This window comes from Kitasatospora herbaricolor, from assembly GCF_030813695.1.
GTDB lineage: Bacteria > Actinomycetota > Actinomycetes > Streptomycetales > Streptomycetaceae > Kitasatospora > Kitasatospora herbaricolor.
This window is the reverse complement of the sequence record NZ_JAUSVA010000002.1, coordinates 622,426-641,515: the sequence shown is the minus strand read 5'-3', so window position 1 is coordinate 641,515 and position 19,090 is coordinate 622,426. Positions and strand designations below refer to the sequence as shown.

Here is a 19,090-nt window from a genome sequence, read left to right as displayed (position 1 = left end):
GACGACCCGGCCCGCACGCCGACCCGGCGACCGCGCGGCGACCCGCGCGGCGCGCCTCCGGGTGGGGGTTCGCCTTCCCCGCGTCGCCGGAAGACCGGGATTCCCTGCGAAGATCGAGGGATGGACGTCATGAAGAGGAACCACATCGTGGTCACGGGCCGTGACGACGGCCCCGTGGTGGTGCTGGCGCACGGCTTCGGCTGCGATCAGAACATGTGGCGCCTGGTGGTGCCCGCGCTCGCCGAGGACTTCAAGGTGGTGCTCTTCGACCACGTCGGGGCCGGACGCTCCGACCTCGGGGCCTGGAGCGAGGAGCGGTACGCGAGCCTGGACGGCTACGCGGACGACGTCCTGCAGCTCCTGCGGGCTCTTGACCTGGGACCGGTCGCGTTCGTCGGGCACTCGGTCAGCTCCATGGTCGGGGTGCTGGCGGCCGTACGGGAGCCGGACCTGTTCACCGGCCTGGTGCTGCTCACCCCCTCCCCGCGTTATGTGGACGACGAGGCGACCGGCTACCGGGGCGGCTTCAGCGAGGAGGACATCGACGAGCTGCTCCAGTCGCTGGACTCCAACTACCTGGGGTGGTCCGGCGCGATGGCTCCGGTGATCATGGGCAACCCCGAGCGCCCCGAGCTCGGCGAGGAGCTGACCAACAGCTTCTGCCGCACCGACCCGGCGATCGCCCGCGCCTTCGCCCACACCACCTTCCGCTCCGACAACCGCGCCGACCTGGCGAAGGTCGGCGTCCCCACCCTGGTCGCGCAGTGCTCGGAAGACGCCATCGCGCCGCCCGAGGTCGGCGCCTTCGGCCACGCCCGGATCCCCGGCAGCAAGCTGGTCACCCTCTCCGCGACCGGCCACTGCCCGCAGCTCAGCGCCCCCGACGCCACAGCCGAGGCGATCATCGGCTTCCTTCGGGACCTCCGTTGATGGTCAGGGCCGGCGGCGGCGACGAACCGGACGGTTGCGGCACGGCCCCCGAGGGCGACGACGCGGCACGCTTCTCCGCGATGCTGGAGGACAGCGCCGTCGACCTCTACGAGAACGCCCCCTGCGGTTACCTCTCCACCCTCATGGACGGGCAGATCGCCAAGGTCAACACCACCCTGCTGACCTGGCTCGGCTACCGCCGCGAGGACCTGGTCGGCCGCAGACGCTTCACCGACCTCCTCACCGTCGGCGGCCGCCTCTACCACGAGACGCACTTCGCCCCGCTGCTCAGCATGCAAGGGGAGATCGGCGGCATCGCCCTCGAACTCAAGGCAGCCGACGGCACCCGGATGCCGGTCCTGGTCACCTCCACCGTCAAGACCAGCGACGACGGACAACCCCTGCTGATCCGCACCACCCTGTTCGACGCCCGCGACCGCCGCGCCTACGAGACCGAACTCCTCCGCGCACGCCAGGAGGCCGAGGAAGCCCGGCGCGAAGCCGACCAGGCCCGCCAGGTGGCCGAGGAGGCGCACCGCGCCGTCGAGGCCGAACGGCAACGCCTGCAACGCCTCGCCACCACCCTGCAGCGCACCCTGCTCCCGCCCTCCCTGACCGCCCCGGCCGGCCTGGAGGTCGCCGCGCACTACCACATCGCCTCCGTCGACGAGGTCGGCGGAGACTTCTACGACCTGTTTCCCCTCTCCCACGGCAGCTGGGGCCTGTTCCTGGGCGATGTGTGCGGCAAGGGTGCCGCTGCCGCCGCCGTCACCTCCCTGGCCCGCTACACGCTGCGCGCCGCCGCCGTCTACGACCCCGACCCCGCCGCAGTCCTCGCCAACCTCAACACCGTCCTCGCCCACGCGTACGAAGGGACCGACCCGCGCTTCTGCACCGTCCTGTTCGGCATCCTCACCCCCGACCGGGGCAAGGCCGGCTTCGAGCTCGCTCTCGCGGCCGGCGGTCACCCCCCGGCGATACTGTTGGGCGCCGACGGCAGCGCCCGCTACCTGCCCACTCCCGGCGGCCAGCTGATCGGCGTCATCCCCGACCCCCACATCGCCACCACCACGGTGCGCCTGGACCCGGGGGACACCGTGCTGCTCTACACCGACGGCCTCACAGAGGCCCACACCGCACCCCTGGGCAGGACCGAGGGTGACGGCGACGGCCGCTACGGGGACGCCGCACTGCTGGACTTCACCGCAGCGCTGGCGCCCACCACCGCGCCCGCCGCCATCGCCGCCCTGCAGGCGCTGCTCGACGCCCTCGGGAGCGGTGTGGACGACGACACCGCCCTGCTGGCGCTCAGCGTCCCCCATCCCACCCCGGAGCCGAAGCAGTGACCGACCTGCGCACCACCGTCCGCACCACACCGACCGGCCCCGTCCTGGAGATCGCCGGGGACCTGGACTTCCACAGCGCTCCCGGCGCCCGGGAGGTGCTGCTGGGGCTCGCCCCGGGCCCCGGCCGGCTCCTCGTCGTCGACCTGACCGCCCTCACCTTCTGCGACTCCACCGGCATCACCCTGCTGCTGGCCGCCCGCAACCACGCCGTCAGCCACCAGGCGCACATCGCGCTTGCCGGGGTGCCGGCGCACGTGTCCCGCATCTTCGACATCACGGGCCTCACCCGGGTCTTCGCCACCTACCCCACCGCCGAGGACGCCGTCGACGGATGGGCGGCCCGGAACGACGGCTGACCAGACCCCTGCGATCCCTCGTAGGGATCCCGGCCCCGAACTCCGTTCGCCCGAGCGGACTTTGCATCGGCAGGCTCGTAACCCCGAAGGACGGCAGGGGTACCGGGAGTTCGCCGACCCGGGGCGGTCGTGGTGGGGGCGGGTCGGGGGCGGGGGATGAGGGGCCGGGCAACCGTCGGGGTGCGAGCGGGTCAGAAGCTGATGTACCGCTCAAGCCGCATCGGGGTGGGGCTGCCCGCCGTGAAGACATCGGCCGTGAGGGTGAACCGGCCCCAGGCCGACATCTCCAGTGCGAAGCCCGTCGACCGGTCGGCGATCACGCGCTCCGGTCGGGGGAAGGTTGGATGCAGGCGGTAGACGACCTTGGTGACCTGGTCGAGGTCGGTGGCAGTCCCGTCGAGGAAGACACGGATGTGGTGGTACGGGTCGCCGTTTGCTGCGGGTGCTCCGTCAAGGCGCGCGGTATGGAGCAACCGGATTCCGAGGGCGGGTTCTGGCCCGGTCTGCAGGGTCCGGAGCCTCTCGTACACCTCCTGCGCGGAGGAGGGGCGCCGCCCGGGGTCGCGGGCCAGGAGCTGCGCGACCAGCGCGGCCAGTTCGGCGGGCGCGTCCGCTCGCGCGGTCTGCAGCCCGGGGGCGTCCTCCTGCTGCTTGCGCGCCATGACCGCCCAGGCGTTGGGTCCGGTGAAGGGCGGACGGCCGGTGAGCATCGTGAACAGAACGCCGCCGAGGCCGTACAGGTCGGAGCGTTCATCGCCTCGTTCGGTGCGGAACTGTTCCGGGGCGCCGTACTCCACCGTTCCCGCCGGAGCCAACGCGGTGGAACGGACCAGTGAGTAGGCAGTGTGGAGGAACCCGGCGATCCCGAAATCGAGGACCTTCACCCGTTCGTCGCTGGTGAGCATGACGTTGCGTGGCGTGATGTCGTAGTGGACGACGCCCGCCCGGTGGGCGGCGGCCAGCGCTGCGGTGATGTCACCGGCGATGGACAGTGCCCGGCGGAAGGCCATCGGGCTCTCCCGGCTGACGACGGTCGTCAGCGTGGGACCGTCGATCTTCTCCATGGCGAGGTAGAGCATGTCCTCGTGCACGCCGCGTTCATAGAGCGTGATGACGTTCGGGTGGTTGATCCGGGCTGCGGCCACCGCTTCACGGGCGAAGCGCGCCGGCAGATCCGTTGCCACGTCCTCGCCGGTCATCAGGAGCTTGAGGGCCACGGTGCGACGGAGGTCCCGGTCGTGACCGGCCCACACCTCGCCCATTCCACCGCGCCCGAGCCGGTCGACCAGCTCGTAACGCCCCGCGATCACATCACCAGGCTTCATTCCCCACCCCGTTGTCCGACGCCCCCGTGCCGCAACACCATACGAGCGAAGGGGCTGCGACGGGGCCGGCTCGGCAGGATTGCCGTTTGCGCCCGGCAGTGGCCGGGGACGCGAATCCGAGGGTCAGGCGCGTGCTCACCGGCTGCGCGGAGCTTCCTCCCGCCGTTCAGCGGCAGCTCGTAGAGGACGCGGACCCGGTGGTACGGGCCGGGATGCTGAGCCCGGAGCTGTGGGGACGGCTCGCGGCGCCGGCACGGGAGCGGCTGCTCGACGATCCTGCTCCGCAGGTGGGCGAGACGATCGCCGAGCTGTCGCGCGTCGAGGAGGAGCCGGCGGCGCTGACGGCCCGGGCGCGGGTGGTGCACGCCGACCCCTACGTCCGGCGGGAGGCTGCCGGTGATCCAGGAGTGCCGCTCGCACTCGCCTGGCGGCTGGCCGACGATCCCGAGGAGGACGTCCGGTTCACGTTGTCGATGCGGGAGGACCTGACCGAGACGCAGCGCGCGTCGATCCCGTACACGGGGCCGAAGACGGTCCGGCCGCCGAGCTGGATCCGGGAGCGGACGACCGAGCCTGCGGTGGCTCGGCGGACCGCGCTGTCGGCCCACGCCGGGCTGCGGCGGGCACTCGCCATGCAGCCGTACCTGCCGGAGGCTTGGTGGCACGGCTGGCGGCGGACGAGGACCCAGGGGTGCGGCGCACCCTGTGCGACCGCTGCCAGGACGCGCCGCACGAGCTGCTGGTGGAGCTGTGCGCCACGGCGCAGGACCGGAACTGGTCCGCGCTGCGGCGTCATCGCCACTTCGCCCGGCCCGGTCTGGCCAGGTTCGCCGGCGATCCCGATCCACGGCTGCGGCACGCCGCCCTCGACGACCCGGAGGCAGGTCCGGAGCTGCCTCTGCGGCTGGCGGACGACCCTGACGTGGTAGGTCGGGCGGTACGTGACCCGAGGCTCCCGGCCGGCGAACTGCTGCGGCGGCTCACCCTTCCGGACAGCGCGGTCGCCGCTGCGGTCAACCCGGCTCTGCCGCAGGCAGTGATGCACCGACTGCTCGACCTCGCGCAGGGCCGGTAGCCCGTCCCGCCGAGCTGTTACGGGGGCGGGGCTGCCCGGGCAGCCCCGGCCGGCCTGCCGATGCCGCCGGCCGGAGGTCTCCGGCCGGCGGCGTTCACCGGTCGTGCGTCAGACGGCGGTGCAGGCCGATCCGTTCAGGGTGAAGGTGGTGGGAGTGGGGTTGGCGGCGCTGAAGGTGCCCTGGAAGCCGAAGCCGGTCGAGGCGCTGGCGGCGAGCGCGCCGTTGTAGCCGAGGTCCGTGGCGGTGACGGCGGCACCCGACTGAGTGATCTTGGTGTTCCAGAAGCCGGTGACCTTCTGGTCGCCGCCGTAGGTCCACTTGAGCGTCCAGCTGCTGATCGGGGCCGTACCGGTGTTCTTGACCGTGATGTCGGCGGTGAAGCCGTTGCTCCAGCTGTTGGTCCGGTACGCGACCGAGCAGGCCGCGGTGCCGGCCGTCTGCGTGGTGGTCGGGGTGGCCGTCGGGGTCGCGGTTGCGGTGGGTGTCGCGGTCGCGGTCGGGGTCACCGTGGCGGTGGGCGTGCTGGTGGGCTGAGGGCTGGGGTCGGAGGCGTTGGCGGCCAGCTGGTAGGCGACGTCCGCCGAGAAGGTGCCCGCGGCGGCGGCGCAGCCGTCGGCCTCACCCGGGGGCTTCACCCAGAGGAAGGCGTCGATCGAGGCGTCACCGGTGGCGGCGGTCGGGTAGTTGCCGATCGCCCGGCCGGCCGGGTCGCACCAGGCGCCGCCGCCCGCCGGGCCGTTGCCGTTGCGGCTGGTGTCGATGACGGCGTGCAGGTTTCCGGGGTTGCCCAGGGCGGACAGCACCGACTTGCTGTAACCGACCTCGCCGGCGGTGGTGTTGAAGTTGGAGACGTTGGTGAAGAAGCCGTTGGCGTTGGCCATGATGCCGGCGCTGCGCAGCCGGTCCGCCTGGGTGGCGGCGCTGTTCCAGGTGGAGTGGCCGCCGTCCAGGTAGACCTTCGCGTTGGGTGCGGCGGCGTGGATGGTGGCGCCGGCCCGGGAGAGGGAGGCGAAGCGGTCGGCCTGCTGCTGCGAGGTCAGGCAGGTGGTCAGGGCGATCGAGTCCGGCTCCAGGACGATCAGCGAGGGGCCACTGCCGAGGCCGGCCGCGAACTTGGCCACCCACGCGTCGTACGAGGCGAGGTCGGGGGCGCCGCCGGCGGAGGCGCCGCCGCAGTCGCGGTTCGGGATCTCGTACACCACCAGCACCGGTACCTGGCCTGCTCCGGCGGCCGCGGTGGTGATCGTCCGTACATCCGAAGTAACGCTGTCAGGGCGGTAGTTGGCGAACCAGATGCCCTGCGGCTGGCTGGCCACCCGCTTGGAGATCACGGGGGTGCGGGAGTCGTTCGGGTTGGCGGCGACCCACTTGACGACCTGGGAGGCCGGGTCCTTGTAGAACTGCGTTCCGCCGGCCAGGCTGCCCTGGACCGCGGCGCCGGCCCCGGTCTGGGTGGCCAGCAGCACGGCTCCGGCGGTCGCACCGGCGGCCAGCGCCAGCAGGGCGGTGCGGCGGCGCCGGGATGGTGCGGGCTGCTGTTCGGTGGCGCGGCCGTCGGGGGAGGGGGCGGCGCGCCGGACGGGCTCGGGGGTGCTCATGGGTGTTCTCCGCGTGCTCTCGGGTGGGAGAGGATCCAGGACGGTCGAGATGAACGTGGGAGCGCTCCCGCGATCGGGGTCGAGCGTAGCCAAGCCACGGCCTCGGCGTAATCCCTGACGCACGAGAAGTTTTCTTCCCTCTTCGGCACCCATGGGCGACGGGTGGTGGGAGCGCTCCCGCGTCGATGGCCCTCCCAGCCCTCCCGGTCACCTCGGCCCTCCCGGTTTATCAGTGGAAACAGCGTCGCGAGTGCCGGTGCCCGGTGATCGCGATGCCGGCATCCCCCGACCGCGACGTCGAACCACATCCCAAGGAGGCTTCCGTGATCGTCATCACCGCTCCCACCGGCCAGATCGGCCGCAGGACCTGGACGCGCTGGTCGGCGGCGGGCAGCCCGTCCGCGTCGTCGCCCGTGACCCCGGCCGGCCCGCACCGAAGGCGTGCGAGCACGCCGAGGTCGTCCAGGGCTCCCACGGCGATCCCGACGTCCTCGCCGAGGCGTTCAAGGGCGCCGACAGCGTCCTGTGGCTCGTCCCGCCGAACCCGGGCGCCGACGACATCGAGGGGCACTACCTCGGTTTCACCCGCGCGGCCTGCGACGCCGTCAAGGCCCAGGGCGTCAAACGCGTCGTCGGCGTCACCAGCCTGGGCCGCGGCTACCCCCGGCACGCCGGACAACTGTCTCCCGCCTTCGCCATGGACGCCGTGATCGAGAGCACCGGCGTCGGCTACCGGGCCCTGGCGATGCCGTATTTCATGGAGAACCTCCTCCATCAGGCCCGGACGATCAGGGACGAGGGCATGTTCGTCATGCCGAACACCGCGGACCGGACGCTGGCGGTCGTCGCCACCCGCGACATCGCCGCCACGGCCGCCCGCCTGCTCGCCCACGACTCCTGGGACGGGCAGGACACCGTCCCGGTCGTCAGCCCCGACTCACTGTCCCCCAGCGGCATGGCACAGGTCATGAGCGAGGCGCTGGGGCACCCCGTCCGCTACCAGCAGGCCGACCACGACGCCTACCGGACGAGCAAGACGCGGTACGGGATGAGCGAGGCCTGGGCACAGGGCCTGGTGGACATGGCCGCTGCCCAGAGCGACGGCATCTACGACCGCGGGCAGCAGGCCCTGGCCTCCCCCGCCAGGAGACCGACCTGGCGGGGCGCGATCACCCCCGCAAGGACGTCAACCGCAGGACGCACGGCCGGGTCCGGGCGTGGGCCTCCGAAAAGGCCGGTCGCCGCCGGGCCCGGTCAAGGACCGGCGGGGGTGAGCCGGGCGAACCAGTCGATGGTCATCGCCAGGCCCTTGTCGAAGTCCACGACCGGCTGCCAGCCGAAGGCCGACCGGGCCAGCCCGATGTCCGGGCGGCGCAGGGTGGGATCGTCACCGGGGCGCTCCACGAACTCGACCGGCGACGTCGAGGAGCACAACTCGCGGATGTGCTCCGCCAGTTCCAGGACGCTGAGCTCGACCGGGTTCCCGATGTTGACCGGCCCCCGGTGCCCGCTGGCGGCCGCCGCCAGGATGCCGCTGACGGTGTCGTCCACGTAGCAGATCGATCGGGTCTGCGCCCCGTCGCCGGCGACCGTGAGCGGCCGCCCGGCCAGCGCCTGCGTGATGAAGGTGGGCACCGCCCGTCCGTCGGTGGGCCGCATCCGCGGGCCGTAGGTGTTGAAGAGCCGGACGATCACGGTGTCCACGCCCAGGGCGGTCCGGTAGGCGGTGGTGAGCGCCTCCGCGAAGCGCTTGGCCTCGTCGTACTGGCTGCGGGGGCCGACGGGGTTGACGTTGCCCCAGTAGGACTCCACCTGGGGGTGGACCAGCGGGTCGCCGTAGACCTCCGAGGTGGAGGCCAGCAGGAACCGGGCGCCCTTGCGGCGGGCCAGCTCCAGGGCGTTCAGGGTGCCGTGGGCACCGGCCCTGAGGGTCTCGATCGGGTGTCTCGCGTAGTCGTGCGGCGAGGCCGGTGACGCGAGGTGGAGCACCAGGTCGACCGGCCCCTCGACGTCGAACTCCTCGGAGACGTCGCTGCGGTCCAGGACGAACCCGGGGTCGTCGGCCCGGGCGGCCAGGTTGTCGACCGATCCGGTGAGGAGATTGTCGACGCAGACGACCGAGGCGCCCTCCTCCCGCAGCCGGTCGCAGAGGTGCGAGCCGACGAAGCCGGCGCCGCCGGTGACCACCGCCCGGCGCACCCTGCGGTCGTCGTCCGGGCCGAACCTGTCCGACCCGCCCGCGTCCCGGCCGCTCCGGTCCATCTGCTTCTCCTTCGTCGTCTCTGTCGCCGTACCGCGCGTCATGGTCAGGACTCCCGCAGCGAGCGGCCGGTCTTGGTGAGGAACACGTCGTCCAGGGTGGGCCGGTGCAGCTCGATGGTGGCCAGCTCGATCCCGGCGTCCGCCAGGGCCCGCATGATCTGCGGCATCGCCGTCTCGCCGGCGTCCACCGACAGGCGCAGCCCGCCGCCCTCGCGCACCTCGGCCGAGCGCACGCACTCCTGCTCGACCAGTACCCCGGACGCCTTCTCCGCGGCCCCGGCGTCGGCCACCCCGACGGTGACCACCTCGCCCGCGATCGAGCGCTTGAGCGCGGTCGGCGTCCCCTCGGCGACGATGCCGCCGCCGTCGATGATGGCGATGCGGTCGCAGAGGGCGTCCGCCTCGTCCAGGTAGTGCGTGGTGAGGAAGACGGTCATGCCCTCGCTGCGCAGCCGGCGGATCTCGTCCCACATGTGCGAGCGGCTCTGCGGGTCCAGACCCGAGGTGGGCTCGTCCAGGAAGAGCACCTTGGGCCGGTGGATCACGCCGAGGGCGATGTCCACCCGCCGGCGCTGGCCCCCGGAGTAGGTACGGCAGTTGCGGTCGGCGTACTCGGTGAGGTCGAAGGCGTCGAGGGCGGCGACCGCCCGGCTCTGCGCCTCGGCCTTGCCGATGCCGTGCATCCGGGCCTGCATCACCAGTTCCTCACGGGCCGTCACATCGTCCCAGGTGCCGCCGCCCTGGGCGATGTAGCCGATGCTGCGGCGGACCTGGGCCTGCTGGGTGCGCAGGTCGGCGCCGGCGATGACGGCGTCGCCGGCGTCCGGGCGCAGCAGGGTGGCGAGCATCCGCAGGGTGGTCGTCTTGCCCGCGCCGTTGGGGCCGAGGAAGCCGAAGATCTCACCTTCGGCCACGGTGAGGTCCAGGCCCGCCACCGCCTCCACGTCGGTGCTCTTCCGGCGCCGTCCGGTCTGGAAGGACTTCCGAAGTCCGCTGGTCTCGATCATCGGGATGTCCTTGTCAGGTGGCGGGGGTCGGTGCGGGGGCGGGGGTGCGTGCCGAGGTGGGGACCGGTACGGCCGTCATCGGACGGAGCGGGCGAAGAGGCGGGCCGACCAGGTGAGCGCCAGCACCGCCAGGGTGGCCATCAGCGCGATGCTCTGCCAGACCGCGGTATCGCCGGCGTGGCCGGCGAAGAGCGAGCGCATGCCGACCACCGCCCAGCTGAAGGGGTTCCAGTCGGAGGCCCGGCGCAGCCAGAGCGGTGCCAGCGCCAGCGGCAGCAGCGTCCCCGACAGCAGCATCAGCGGCTGCGCGAGGTTGTTGACCAGCTGGCCGAGCACGTCCGGGCTGCTCACCTTGAGGGCGATGCCGTAGGAGATCGAGGCGCTGCTCAGGGTGATGAGCGCCAGGAGCACGTAGGCGAGCAGGAGGTCCGGGATCCGGACGAAGAGTCCGAGGGGCATGGACAGCACGATGATGATGCCGGCCTGGATGACCAGGGTGACCACGTCGCGCAGGGCTCGGCCGAGCAGCAGCGCCACCCTGCTGATCGGGGTGACCCGGGCCCGTTCGATGACGCCCGAGCCCAGCTCGGCGAGCAGGCCGAAGCCGACGTAGAGGCCCCCGCCGAGGGCCAGGGCGACCAGCATGCCGGGTACGTAGATCCGGTAGGCGTCGGTCATCGAGCCGGCGCCCATGGAGGCGAGCGCGGGCTTGAGCAGCGGCGCGAACAGGGCCAGGTAGACGACCGGCTGAGCCACGCCCAGGACGATCGAGAGCGGGGACCTCACCATCAGCAGCATGTGCCGCTGGAACACCAGCCAGGTGTCGCGGAGCGTCTTCACGTCTGTGCGCTTCCCGTTCTTTGGATGGTCGAAGTGGCCTGGATGGCCGGGGTGGTGGGAGTGGTGGGGGAGGGGACGGTGGGAGTCGTGGGAGGTGCTCGGGGTGCTCGAAGGTCAGCAGACCGGGCGGTCCGGTCCGCCGCGCCCGCCGGTCCTGCTCAGCAGGGCCTCCAGGTGGTCGGCCGCGGCCGCCGCGCCCCCGGCGGCGGCGAAGGACTCGCCCACCCGCCGCGCCGCGGCCCGGTAGGACGGGTCGTCCAGGACGGCCAGCAGCTCCTCGCGCAGCGGCTCCGGCCGGACGCTCGCGAACCGGACCCGGCGGCCGGCGCCCGCCGCCACCACCTGGGCGGCGTTGATGGGCTGGTCCCCCTTGATCGGGGCCACCACCAGCGGCACTCCGTGGGCGAGCGCCTCGCAGACGGTGTTCAGTCCGCCGTGGCTGACCACCGCGTCCAGCCGGGGCATCAGCTCCAGCACCGGTACCCGGGGGCGGACCAGGACGTGCGCGGGCGGGTCGGTGACCGTGCCGTCCGGCGCGGCCACGATCGCCTGGACGCGGTCACCGAGCGGCCGCAGGGCCTCGACGACCCGGGCGTGGAACTCCCGGGCGAGGTCCAGTGACAGGGTGCCCACGGTGACCAGCACCAGGCGCCGGGACGGGTCCGGCCAGTCCCACGGGAACGCCGGGTCCGGTGCCCGCGGCGCCAGGGCGGGGCCGACCAGGACGGCGTTCCGGGGCCACTCCAGCGGGCCGGTCAGGGCCTCGCCGGTGAAGCCGACCAGCAGGTGCGGCGAGAAGCGCAGGTCGTGCGGCGGCTCGCCGGGGAGGCCGGCGGTGGTCCAGACGGCCGCCATCCGCCGGTGGATCCACTCCTCGACCCGGGGCAGCGCACGGTACGGACGGGTGAGTTCCATGGTGGTCGGTGCCAGCGAGGCCCAGGGCAGTGCGGCCCGGTGGGCGGCGACCGCGCCGGCGACGGCGTGCTGGTCCACGGCCAGGACGTCGGGCCGGAAGGCCGCGACGGCCCGCTCGATGCCCGGCAGCGTGCTCTTCGCGTGCGGCACGATGTAGCCGTGCCAGCGCGACTTCGCGGCCGCCATGCCCCGGTCCGCCTGGCCGCGGTGGGCCCGTAGCGGGATCGGGGCGATCGCGGCGTCGGGGCCGAGCAGCGGCCGCAGGAAGGCCTCGGAGCCGGCCCACAGCACCTCGTGGCCGCGTGCCAGCAGTTCCCCGGAGACGGCGGCCAGCGGATTGACGTGGCCGGTCAGCGGCAGCGAGACGAACAGGTAACGGCCCATCAGGAGCCTGCCGGGGGGCTGGTGCCGGCGCTGCCCGCCTCGACGCACTCGCGTCGTCCGGCTGCCACGAGGTCGGCCACGTCCCCGACGGTCAGCTCGATGATCTGGTCGATGTCGAGGCCGGCCACGTGCTCGACCAGGTCCAGGTGGTCCCCGTGCTCGCGCCGCAGGGCCAGGCTCCAGGCCGCCAACTCGTGGCTCTCCAGGAGTAACTCCCCGTCGAGGCGGGTGTCCGGGCGGACGGCGTCCGCCCAGGCCCGGTCCTCGCCGACGATCTCCCGCAGGAGGTCCGCGATCCGGCGGACCAGCTCCGCCCGGCCCGGGTCCGCGCTCACGGCGCCAGGCCGGAGGACGGCGCCCGCCGGGAGTCCTGCCGGGGCTTGGTGGCCCGCAGCGCGCCGTAGGTGATGACGCCGGTGTCGAAGCCCTTCTTCATCAACGGGCCCGCGTGGAAGAAGCCCAGGACGTCCACGCCGCGCCGGCGGGCCAGGTCGCGCATCACCTTCGGTCCCCGCTCGAACCGCTGGATCTGCGCGAAGCCGGGGTCCCAGGAGTTGGCGACGGCGCCGCTCCAGTCCACCGTGGCGACCTCGGTGAATCCGGCCGCGGTGGCCAGCCGCTCGTGCTCCTCCAGGGACGAGAAGTCGGGCATCACCTGGTGGACCAGGATCTGCCGGACGAGCTCCCGTTCGTCGTCGTCGAGTTCGCCGTCGCGGACCGCCCAGGTGGCGACGGCGAGCGTGCCGCCCGGGGTGAGCAGGCGCATCGCCTCGGCGAAGAAGGCCTCCCGGTCGGCGATGTGCATCAGGCTCTCCAGGGCCCAGACCACGCCGAAGGACTCGTCCGGGTAGCCGTTGGCGAGCGCGTCCCGCTGGTGGAAGCGGGCCCGCCCGGCGACGCCGGCGGCCTGGGCCTTCTCGTTGGCACGGGTCGCCTGCAGGGCGCTGAGGGTGATTCCCTCGACGGTGCAGCCCAGCGGTCCGGCCAGGTGCATCGCCGGGCCGCCGATGCCGCAGCCGACGTCGAGCACCCGCGATCCGGCGGGCACGCCGGTGTAGTCGACCAGTTCGTGGACCAGCCGGTCGGTGGCGGCGTGCCGGTCCGCGCCCTGCAGACCGGGGGTCTCGCCGGGATCCCAGAAGCCGTGGTGGACGTGTTCGCCCCACAGGTCCTCGTACAGATCGAGGGTGATGTCGTAGTAGCGCTCCACGGCCGAGTTCAGGCCGGGGTCGATGACTGGGTCCACTTGATGCCGATCCTCGAAAAGTTGGCATGAATGCGTACAACAAGGCGGCGGAACAAGGCGGTGGAAAGGAAATCCACACCGCGGGATTGGTCTGATCCACTGCCGGCCACGCCCCCGGGGCCCGCCGCCCGGAAGTGCGCGAAAAGGCCGGCCACCGTGCGGCCTTGCCAAAAAAGAGTGAACCGCCCGACCGGGGCGGAAGGTGTTACTGGCGGGTAGTCAGAGAGCGACAAAACCCGGCCAGACCATGGCAGTTGGCCAACCGGCGGCCACACTAGCGGGGGAGCGCTCTCTCGTCAATGCACCAAACAAACCCCGTAGTGCCATCACAACTTGAAGCCAGCATGCCGTGAAATGCCATGAAAGTTACAGGACTTGACATCAGGCAATTCAGAGTTGAAAGTTCGGCGTGGGAATTCTGTCAGCTCCTTTGGTCATGTACCTGAAAGAGGTTCTGGTTCTCCATGAAGGCTGCTGCCACAGCTCCATCGGGAGGCTTAGCCGCCCTCCCGCTCGACCCCTCCTGGGTCGACGAGGTCCTTCTCGGCGGGACCGGCTCCGAGCCCTGCCTGATATTCGACGAACCGGTCAGCAGGGACGAACTGCGCAGGCTCGTCAGCGCCAGGCAGGCCGTGCTCGCCGCGGCCGGCCTGCGCCGGGGCGGCTCGGTCGCCCTCAGCCTGGCCCCATCGCTCGCCCTGGTCGCCAACCTGCTGGCCGGCTGGCGGATCGGGGCCCAGGCCGCACTGCTCGACCACCGGCTCACCCCCTACGAGACCGACCAGGCACTCGCCCGGTTGGACCCGCAGGTGGTGGTGACCGCCGAGCGGCCCGCCGCCGGCGGACCGCCCGGCGGCTTCCACGACCAGCAGGACGTCGTCACCACCCGCCCGGGCCGGCCGGCCCGGACCTCGCACGCGGTCGTCCAGCTCAGCTCGGGCTCGACCGGGCCGGCGAAGATCATCGGCCGTACCGCGGCTGACCTGGTCGACGAACTCGGCCGGTACACCCGGATCGAGGGGGTGCCCCGGGCCGGCGAGCGGATCGTCTCGACGGCCTCCATGGTGCACGTGCTGGGACTCGTCGGCGGCCTGCTGCACAGCCTGCACGCCGGCGTGCGGCTCGCGATCCCGCGGCGGCTCACGGCGGAGGGGATCCTCGCCACCGTCGCGGCCGGCCCCGAGCCGACCACCCTGCTGGGCGTGCCGTTCCACATCGAACTGCTCAGCTGGGTGGCGCGGCCCCCGCGCCTGCCCCAGCTCACCGGCATGACGACCGGCGGGGAGCTGGTCCGGGCCCAGGTGCACGAGGCCTTCGTCGAGCGCTACGGTGTCCGCCTCGGCAGCATGTACGGGATGACCGAGGTCGGCGTCATCGCCACCGACTTGTTCGGCGAGCACCGGCCCGAACTGACCCCGGCTCCCGGCCTCACCCTGCGGGCGGTCGACGGCGAACTGCTGATCGCCAGGGAGCAGTCGCCCTACCTCGACCACGGGACACCACCCGGCGCCGGCGCCCCCACCCGCTGGGCCGACGGCTGGCTGCACACCAAGGACGGCGGCACCCTCGACCCCGGCACCGGGCGGGTCCGGGTGCTGGGACGGCTCGACTCGCAGGTGTCCGTCGGCGGCCTGAAGGTCGACCTCACCGAGGTCGAGCACACCCTCGCCGCCCTGCCCGAGGTCTCCGCCGCGGTCGTCGTCCACGGGGCTTCGATCGAGGCCTATGTCGTACTGCGCCCGGGCGGCACCGCCGCACAGGTCGAGGCGCAGCTCACCCAACGGCTGGCGGCCTACAAACGGCCCCGCCTGATCCGCGTCGTCGACCGGCTGCCGCGCACCGCAACGGGGAAGCTGGTCCGCGACCGGGCCGCCCTGAGCGGCGCCGGCGGGTCGCCGAAGCCCACCACCGTCCAGGAACGGTCCGACCGAAAGGGAACCACCAGCGATGTCCACTGAGGCGATGTCCACCGAGGAGATCCGCGCGTTCGTGCTCACCTCACTGAGCGCGATGAACTACGACATCACCGGCGTCGACGACGACACCCTGCTCGGCCCGGCCGGCGCGGACCTGGAGTCGCTCTCCCTCGCCGAGCTGGGTGTCCGGGTGGAGGAGCGCTTCGGCGTCACGTTCGAGGACGACGAGGCGGAACTGCTCGGCACCATGACGGTCGGGGAGTTCGGTGCGGCCGTGGCCGCCCGGATCCGGTCCGCGTCGGCCGCGGGGCACTGAGCGTGCCGGCCGCACCCGGGCGGGACGAGGTCGTCGCGATGCTCGCCGGCTTCGGCGACCGCACACCGGAGGAGGTGCCCGAGGGCATCGACTCGATGGAACTGGCCTGGCTGGCGCACCAGATCGAGCAGCGCTACGACCGTCGCCTCGACGACGACACCCTGGCCCGGTTGAGCACGGTGTCCGACGTGGTCGAGCTGCTCGCCGGCCTCGGCGAGCTACGGCCCGACCCGGCCTGAACCGGCCCGAATCGGCCCGACCCGCCCCGGCCGGAGGCATCCGGCCCGGGGCATCCGGTCCGGGGCTGTCCGGGCGTACCCGACCCGGCGCTGTTCCGGGCACATCCGACCGGGCCCGGCCCGCGCCGGCCCGCGCCGCCCGTCCGTCCAGGCGGACACGACCGTCAGCCGGCCTTCCGACCCGGCGTCGCCATCAACGAGAACGAGGGGAGCAAGGGTGACTGAGAACCTGCCGGTGGCCCGCCGCGGCCCCCGCTCCGTGGTCGTCACCGGGGCCGCCGTGCTCAGCGCCCTCGGCCACGGCGTCCAGCCGCTGCTGTCCGCCGCGCTCGACGGCGCACCGGCCTTCGCGCCGGTGCAGCGCTTCGACGTGTCCGGCCGTCAGGTCGGCGGAGCCGCGACGTACCCCGGATCCCCGGTCCTGGCAGACGAGTTGGACCGGGCCGTCGGTGAGGCCTGCGACGAGGCCGGGCTGTCCACGGCGCAGCGGGACGGCATCCCGCTGCACCTCGCCGTGCACGGCGATCCGGCGCTGGCCCGGGCCACCCCGGCGCGGCGCCCGGCGCACGGCGCCGACGTGTTCGCGGACGCGGTGGCCCGGCGTGCCGGACTGTCCGGCGCCTCCCGTGCCTACACCTCCGCCTGCGTGGCGTCGAGCACCGCCGTCGCCGACGCCGCCGCGGCCGTCGCCCACGGGCAGGCGGACCGGATCGTGGTGGCGGCCGGATACCTGGTCGAGGCCGACCAGTTCGCCGTCTTCGACGCGGGCCGGGCACTCGCCCGGGACGGGCAGGTACGCCCGTTCAGCGCCGGCCGCACGGGGCTGCTGCTCGGCGACGGCGTGGTCGCCGTGGTGGTCGAGGCCGCCTCGGCGGCCCGGGCACGCCGGGCCCGGCCGCTGGCCGTCCTGGCCGGCTGGGGCCGCGCGGGCGACGCCTACCACGTGTGCAGACCACGGCCGGACGGCACCGGGCTGGCCCGGGCGATCAGCGACGCCCTGCACCGCGGCCGGGTCCGCCCGGAGCGGATCGGGTACGTGAACGCCCACGGCTCGGGCACCCCGGTCAGCGACACCGCCGAGGCCGCCGCCCTGCAACTGGCGCTCGGCGACAGCGCCTCGACCGTGCCGGTCAGCTCCACCAAGTCGGTGCACGGCCAGGCGCTGGAGGCCGGCGCGCTGCTCGAACTCGTCGTCACCATGGCGGCGTTACGCGCCGGGCGGCTGCCGGTGAACGCCGGCTTCCTGGGCCCCGACGAGACCTGCCCGCTCAATCTCGTCCTCGACCGGGCCGTGCCCACCGCGGCCGACCACGCGCTGAGCCTCACCACGGCCTTCGGCGGCGCCAACACCGCGCTCCTGGTGGGCGCACCGTGAACCTGACCGGCGCGGCACCCCCGCGCTCCGATGCCGACTCCGAGGCCGGGCCCGTACCTTCTGCTCCCGCCGCCCTGCCCCCCGCCGCCTCGGCCGCCGCCCTGACCCTGGCCGCCTCGGTGGCCGGTCTGCGGGTGCTGTCCTCCGCGCAGTGGCCGGAGTCCGCCGAGGACCAGGTCGCACCGGCGATCGCCGGCTTCGTGGTCTCCTCGTTCAGCCCGCTCGCCGCCGAGACGGCCCGCCGCTGCCTGCTGCGACGCCCCGGCAGGACGCCGGTTCCAGGGCCGCCGGACGGCGCCGGCGGGCCGGTGACCGCCGTGGTGGTGGTCAGCCCGCTGGGCGACCTGGCCGGCGCCGCGCACGTCGCCGAGGCCGTCGACGGCGGCGCCCGGATCGGACCACTGCTGTTCTTCCAGGCCGTCCCCAACGCGGTGGCCGGCCACGTGGCCGCGCGGTGGCAGCTGACCGGGCCGGTGGTGTGCGTCGCCGACACCACCACCGCGACGGCCGTCACCGCCCTGCTGCTCGCCGACGGGGACGCCGAGCAGGCCCTGCTGATCCGCGTCGACCAGGCGCACACCCCCGACGGCCCCGACCGCGCGGCCGCCGTCCTGCTCGGCCCCGGGCCGCCGCCGGCACCGGAACCGCAACTCCACGAGGGAGAACAGCCGTGAGCGACTCGCGCCACACGAACACCGGGCGAGCCGACGTCGTCGTCAGCGGGATGGGCCTGGTCACTCCGGTGGGGTCCAGCGCCGACGAGGTGATGGCGGCGATGTGCGAGGGCAGGTCCGGGCTGGTCCGGCCGGACCCGGACGGGCCGCTGGCGGGATCGCTGGAGACGGCCGGCTTCGCCGCGCCGATCGACCCCACCTCCGTGCTGCCCGCGCCCGAGACCCGGCTCGTCGACCGCTACATCGTGATGGCGATGAGGGCCGCGGCGGACGCGCTGGCAGACGCCGGCATCGAGGTGGGCCGCGACGTGGACCCGTACCGGATCGGGGTGATCCTCTCCGGCAACGGCGGGCTGGCCACCCTGGAGGCCCAGGTCGTCCTGCGGACCCAGCGCGGCCGGCTGGGCGTCAGCCCCTACCTGCTGCCCGCCATGCTGCCCAACATGAGCGCGGCCCGGGTCGCGATCCGGCACGGCATCCGGGGCTACAGCTCGTCCATCAGCACGGCCTGCGCGGCCGGTGCGCAGTCCGTCGGGGAGGGGCTGCGGCTGCTGCGCGCCGACGAGGCCGACGTGGTGGTGGTCGGCTGCAGCGAGGCACCGCTGTTCCCCACCCTGGTCGACACCTTCGGCAACGCCCGTGCCCTGGCACGCGGTTGGGGCGAGGACCCGACCGGCGCCAGCCGGCCCTTCGACCGCCGAAGGAACGGCCTGGTGCTGGGCGAGGGCGCCGGGGTGCTGGTGCTGGAGCGCGCCGAGCACGCGGACGCCCGTGGCGCGGCCGGGTACGCCGACGTGCTCGGCTGGGGCGCGACCAACGACGCCCACCACCCGACCACCCCGCGCCCCGACGGCGCGGGCGCCGCCGCCTGCATGCGGCAGGCGCTGCGCAGCGCGGGCGTCGGGCCCAACGACATCGGCTACGTCAACGCCCACGGCACCAGCACCCGGCTGGGCGACCAGGCCGAGGCGCTCGCGATCCGCGAGGTCTTCGGCGAGCAGGCCCCGCCGGTCAGCTCGACCAAGGCGGTCACGGGACACCTGCTCGGCGCCTCCGGGGTGGTCGAGTCGGCCGTCTCCGTACTGGCGCTGCGGCGCGGACTGCTGCCGCCCACCCACAACCTGGACGACCCCGACCCGGCCTGCGAGCTGGACCACGTGCGCAAGGGCCCGCGCGCCGCGCCGGGGATCAGCCACGTCATGTCGAACTCCTTCGGGTTCGGCGGCCACAACATCAGCCTCGTCTACGGCCTGCCGAGCACCCGGCTCGCCAGAGCCGTCTGACG

At 73.3% G+C, this 19,090-nt stretch carries 19 protein-coding genes and 1 pseudogene; 11 read left to right on the top strand and 9 right to left on the bottom strand.

Going from position 1 to position 19,090, the window contains the following annotated elements; all coding sequences use genetic code 11:
• Positions 1–120: 120 nt before the first annotated feature.
• Genes J2S46_RS03250 through J2S46_RS03240 form a run of 3 tightly spaced genes read left to right on the top strand, consistent with a single transcriptional unit; the run spans position 121 to position 2,632 of the window.
• Positions 121–930, top strand: a complete 810-nt coding sequence (locus J2S46_RS03250; RefSeq protein ID WP_191291347.1) for an alpha/beta fold hydrolase — start codon at positions 121–123, stop codon at positions 928–930.
• Positions 930–2,276 (top strand): SpoIIE family protein phosphatase, encoded by a 1,347-nt coding sequence (locus J2S46_RS03245; protein ID WP_191291348.1) that lies wholly within the window; start codon positions 930–932, stop codon positions 2,274–2,276. The genes J2S46_RS03250 and J2S46_RS03245 overlap by 1 nt, the downstream gene beginning before the upstream one ends.
• Positions 2,273–2,632: an STAS domain-containing protein gene (locus tag J2S46_RS03240; protein ID WP_191291349.1), complete on the top strand. Its 360-nt coding sequence runs from the start codon at positions 2,273–2,275 to the stop codon at positions 2,630–2,632. Before J2S46_RS03245 ends, J2S46_RS03240 begins: the two co-directional genes overlap by 4 nt.
• Before the next feature lie 191 nt (positions 2,633–2,823).
• Here J2S46_RS03240 and J2S46_RS03235 read toward each other — a convergent pair whose 3' ends face one another.
• On the bottom strand, positions 2,824–3,957 hold the full coding sequence (locus J2S46_RS03235) for a protein kinase domain-containing protein (protein ID WP_191291350.1): 1,134 nt from the start codon (positions 3,955–3,957) through the stop codon (positions 2,824–2,826).
• Between the two features lie 373 nt (positions 3,958–4,330).
• A complete protein-coding gene (locus J2S46_RS03230) occupies positions 4,331–4,591 on the bottom strand; it encodes a hypothetical protein (RefSeq protein WP_191291351.1) in 261 nt (86 codons plus the stop codon).
• 57 nt (positions 4,592–4,648) lie between these two features.
• Between J2S46_RS03230 and J2S46_RS03225 the strand changes: the two genes are divergently transcribed.
• On the top strand, positions 4,649–5,032 hold the full coding sequence (locus tag J2S46_RS03225; RefSeq protein WP_307348567.1) for a hypothetical protein: 384 nt from the start codon (positions 4,649–4,651) through the stop codon (positions 5,030–5,032).
• Between the two features lie 108 nt (positions 5,033–5,140).
• Here J2S46_RS03225 and J2S46_RS03220 read toward each other — a convergent pair whose 3' ends face one another.
• Positions 5,141–6,631 (bottom strand): glycoside hydrolase family 6 protein, encoded by a 1,491-nt coding sequence (locus J2S46_RS03220; protein ID WP_191291353.1) that lies wholly within the window; start codon positions 6,629–6,631, stop codon positions 5,141–5,143.
• Between the two features lie 151 nt (positions 6,632–6,782).
• Here J2S46_RS03220 and J2S46_RS03215 point away from each other — a divergent pair.
• A pseudogene (locus tag J2S46_RS03215) lies at positions 6,783–7,601 on the top strand (NAD(P)H-binding protein); the annotation flags it as partial.
• A gap of 284 nt (positions 7,602–7,885) precedes the next feature.
• Here J2S46_RS03215 and J2S46_RS03210 read toward each other — a convergent pair.
• The 6 genes from J2S46_RS03210 to J2S46_RS03185 form a co-directional block, all read right to left on the bottom strand.
• The gene (locus J2S46_RS03210) at positions 7,886–8,893 is read right to left on the bottom strand and encodes an NAD-dependent epimerase/dehydratase family protein (protein ID WP_191291477.1); all 1,008 of its coding nucleotides are present in this window, start codon (positions 8,891–8,893) and stop codon (positions 7,886–7,888) included.
• 44 nt (positions 8,894–8,937) lie between these two features.
• The gene (locus tag J2S46_RS03205; protein WP_191291354.1) at positions 8,938–9,900 is read right to left on the bottom strand and encodes an ATP-binding cassette domain-containing protein; all 963 of its coding nucleotides are present in this window, start codon (positions 9,898–9,900) and stop codon (positions 8,938–8,940) included.
• A 75-nt stretch (positions 9,901–9,975) separates the two neighbouring features.
• The gene (locus J2S46_RS03200) at positions 9,976–10,740 is read right to left on the bottom strand and encodes an ABC transporter permease (RefSeq protein WP_191291355.1); all 765 of its coding nucleotides are present in this window, start codon (positions 10,738–10,740) and stop codon (positions 9,976–9,978) included.
• Between the two features lie 114 nt (positions 10,741–10,854).
• Positions 10,855–12,039: a glycosyltransferase gene (locus J2S46_RS03195; RefSeq protein ID WP_191291356.1), complete on the bottom strand. Its 1,185-nt coding sequence runs from the start codon at positions 12,037–12,039 to the stop codon at positions 10,855–10,857.
• Positions 12,039–12,374: a hypothetical protein gene (locus tag J2S46_RS03190; RefSeq protein ID WP_191291357.1), complete on the bottom strand. Its 336-nt coding sequence runs from the start codon at positions 12,372–12,374 to the stop codon at positions 12,039–12,041. Before J2S46_RS03190 ends, J2S46_RS03195 begins: the two co-directional genes overlap by 1 nt.
• A complete protein-coding gene (locus tag J2S46_RS03185; protein ID WP_191291358.1) occupies positions 12,371–13,285 on the bottom strand; it encodes a methyltransferase domain-containing protein in 915 nt (304 codons plus the stop codon). The genes J2S46_RS03190 and J2S46_RS03185 overlap by 4 nt, the downstream gene beginning before the upstream one ends.
• 464 nt (positions 13,286–13,749) lie before the next feature.
• Here J2S46_RS03185 and J2S46_RS03180 point away from each other — a divergent pair, with 464 nt between their 5' ends.
• The 6 genes from J2S46_RS03180 (at position 13,750) to J2S46_RS03155 (ending at position 19,088) form a co-directional block, all read left to right on the top strand.
• Positions 13,750–15,243, top strand: coding sequence for a class I adenylate-forming enzyme family protein (locus J2S46_RS03180; protein WP_191291359.1), 1,494 nt, complete (start codon positions 13,750–13,752; stop codon positions 15,241–15,243).
• On the top strand, positions 15,233–15,517 hold the full coding sequence (locus tag J2S46_RS03175) for an acyl carrier protein (RefSeq protein WP_229912916.1): 285 nt from the start codon (positions 15,233–15,235) through the stop codon (positions 15,515–15,517). Before J2S46_RS03180 ends, J2S46_RS03175 begins: the two co-directional genes overlap by 11 nt.
• Before the next feature lie 2 nt (positions 15,518–15,519).
• On the top strand, positions 15,520–15,756 hold the full coding sequence (locus tag J2S46_RS03170; RefSeq protein WP_229912917.1) for an acyl carrier protein: 237 nt from the start codon (positions 15,520–15,522) through the stop codon (positions 15,754–15,756).
• Positions 15,757–15,973: 217 nt separating this feature from the next.
• On the top strand, positions 15,974–17,131 hold the full coding sequence (locus tag J2S46_RS03165; protein WP_229912918.1) for a beta-ketoacyl synthase N-terminal-like domain-containing protein: 1,158 nt from the start codon (positions 15,974–15,976) through the stop codon (positions 17,129–17,131).
• Positions 17,128–17,805 (top strand): hypothetical protein, encoded by a 678-nt coding sequence (locus tag J2S46_RS03160; protein ID WP_229912919.1) that lies wholly within the window; start codon positions 17,128–17,130, stop codon positions 17,803–17,805. The genes J2S46_RS03165 and J2S46_RS03160 overlap by 4 nt, the downstream gene beginning before the upstream one ends.
• Positions 17,802–19,088, top strand: a complete 1,287-nt coding sequence (locus J2S46_RS03155) for a beta-ketoacyl-[acyl-carrier-protein] synthase family protein (RefSeq protein ID WP_229912920.1) — start codon at positions 17,802–17,804, stop codon at positions 19,086–19,088. Before J2S46_RS03160 ends, J2S46_RS03155 begins: the two co-directional genes overlap by 4 nt.
• Positions 19,089–19,090 lie beyond the last annotated feature (2 nt).

Excerpts from the sequence above, each read along its gene's own strand:
- J2S46_RS03250 (WP_191291347.1), top strand. The coding sequence starts at position 121 with ATGGACGTCATGAAGAGGAACCACATCGTGGTCACGGGCCGTGACGAC.
- J2S46_RS03245 (WP_191291348.1), top strand. The coding sequence starts at position 930 with ATGGTCAGGGCCGGCGGCGGCGACGAACCGGACGGTTGCGGCACGGCC.
- J2S46_RS03235 (WP_191291350.1), bottom strand. The coding sequence starts at position 3,957 with ATGAAGCCTGGTGATGTGATCGCGGGGCGTTACGAGCTGGTCGACCGG.
- J2S46_RS03230 (WP_191291351.1), bottom strand. The coding sequence starts at position 4,591 with ATGGCGAGTGCCCGCCGCAGCCCGGCGTGGGCCGACAGCGCGGTCCGC.
- J2S46_RS03220 (WP_191291353.1), bottom strand. The coding sequence starts at position 6,631 with ATGAGCACCCCCGAGCCCGTCCGGCGCGCCGCCCCCTCCCCCGACGGC.
- J2S46_RS03210 (WP_191291477.1), bottom strand. The coding sequence starts at position 8,893 with ATGGACCGGAGCGGCCGGGACGCGGGCGGGTCGGACAGGTTCGGCCCG.
- J2S46_RS03205 (WP_191291354.1), bottom strand. The coding sequence starts at position 9,900 with ATGATCGAGACCAGCGGACTTCGGAAGTCCTTCCAGACCGGACGGCGC.
- J2S46_RS03195 (WP_191291356.1), bottom strand. The coding sequence starts at position 12,039 with ATGGGCCGTTACCTGTTCGTCTCGCTGCCGCTGACCGGCCACGTCAAT.
- J2S46_RS03180 (WP_191291359.1), top strand. The coding sequence starts at position 13,750 with ATGAAGGCTGCTGCCACAGCTCCATCGGGAGGCTTAGCCGCCCTCCCG.
- J2S46_RS03175 (WP_229912916.1), top strand. The coding sequence starts at position 15,233 with ATGTCCACTGAGGCGATGTCCACCGAGGAGATCCGCGCGTTCGTGCTC.